This window comes from Collinsella aerofaciens, from assembly GCF_025289055.1.
Taxonomy (GTDB): domain Bacteria; phylum Actinomycetota; class Coriobacteriia; order Coriobacteriales; family Coriobacteriaceae; genus Collinsella.
In genome coordinates, this window is the sequence record NZ_JAESIQ010000037.1 from 3,705 (window position 1) to 5,468 (window position 1,764).

Annotated in this window: 1 rRNA gene; it reads right to left on the reverse strand. The window is 63.2% G+C overall.

Annotated features, from left to right (window positions below):
* Positions 1 to 79: 79 nt before the first annotated feature.
* Positions 80 to 1,585: ribosomal RNA gene (locus tag JMJ97_RS09325) — 16S ribosomal RNA — on the reverse strand.
* Positions 1,586 to 1,764 lie beyond the last annotated feature (179 nt).

Consider the following 1,764-nt stretch of genomic DNA (forward strand, 5'->3'; position numbering starts at 1 on the left):
TCCGGGCGACATCCACCGGACGGGCTCCTGCCCTCAATTCGAGTTAAAGTGTTTTCTCTCTAAGAATGTATCTCCCTAGAAAGGAGGTGATCCAGCCGCACCTTCCGGTACGGCTACCTTGTTACGACTTCACCCCCCTCACCCTCCACACCTTCGGCGCCTCCCCCCTTGCGGTTGGGCCGGCGACTTCGGGTGCAGACGACTCGGGTGGTGTGACGGGCGGTGTGTACAAGGCCCGGGAACGCATTCACCGCGGCATGCTGATCCGCGATTACTAGCAACTCCGACTTCATGGGGGCGGGTTGCAGCCCCCAATCCGAACTGGGGCCGGCTTTCCGGGATCCGCTCCCCCTCGCGGGGTGGCATCCCTCTGTACCGGCCATTGTAGCACGTGTGCAGCCCAGGGCATAAGGGGCATGATGACTTGACGTCGTCCCCGCCCTCCTCCGCCTTGACGGCGGCGGTCCCGCGTGGGTTCCCGGCATCACCCGATGGCAACACGCGGCGGGGGTTGCGCTCGTTGCGGGACTTAACCCAACATCTCACGACACGAGCTGACGACAGCCATGCACCACCTGTATGGGCTCCTCTCGGCCACGGGGTCTCCCCCGCTTCACCCATATGTCAAGCCCTGGTAAGGTTCTTCGCGTTGCTTCGAATTAAGCCACATGCTCCGCTGCTTGTGCGGGCCCCCGTCAATTCCTTTGAGTTTTAGCCTTGCGGCCGTACTCCCCAGGCGGGACGCTTAATGCGTTGGCTGCGGCACGGGGGGATCGTCCCCCCACACCTAGCGTCCATCGTTTACGGCTGGGACTACCAGGGTATCTAATCCTGTTCGCTCCCCCAGCTTTCGCGCCTCAGCGTCGGTCTCGGCCCAGAGGGCCGCCTTCGCCACCGGTGTTCCACCCGATATCTGCGCATTCCACCGCTACACCGGGTGTTCCACCCTCCCCTACCGGACCCAAGCCGCGGAGGTTCCGGGGGCTTCGGGGGGTTGAGCCCCCCGCTTCGACCCCCGGCCTGCCGGGCCGCCTACGCGCGCTTTACGCCCAATGAATCCGGATAACGCTCGCCCCCTACGTATTACCGCGGCTGCTGGCACGTAGTTAGCCGGGGCTTCTTCTGCAGGTACAGTCTTGACTCTTCCCTGCTGAAAGCGGTTTACGACCCGAAGGCCTCCGTCCCGCACGCGGCGTCGCTGCGTCAGGGTTCCCCCCATTGCGCAAGATTCCCCACTGCTGCCTCCCGTAGGAGTCTGGGCCGTGTCTCAGTCCCAATCTGGCCGGTCGGTCTCTCAACCCGGCTACCCGTTGTCGGCACGGTGGGCCGTCACCCCGCCGTCTACCTGATGGGCCGCGGAGCCATCCCCTCCCGTCGGGGCTTTAGCCGGGGTGCCATGCGGCACCCCGGGGTATCCGGTATTACCCGTCCTTTCGGGCGGCTATCCCGGGGGAGGGGGCAGGTTCTCCACGTGTTACTCAGCCGTTCGCCACTCGCTTCCACCCGAAGGTGGGTGCCGTTCGACTTGCATGTGTTAGGCGCGCCGCCAGCGTTCATCCTGAGCCAGGATCGAACTCTCCGTCCAAATATGTTGGGCTTCGAGCCCGTCCGGTCCTCTCAGTCATTCGCTGATCGGTTCCGTTCGATTCATATGGTTTTAGTATAGGAAAAGGAATTTCTCGGGGCCGCCTCTCGGCGGCCTTGCGAAAAACAAATCCAAGTTAGACCATTTCAAATGGTTCGATGTCTGCCCGGATGCGACAC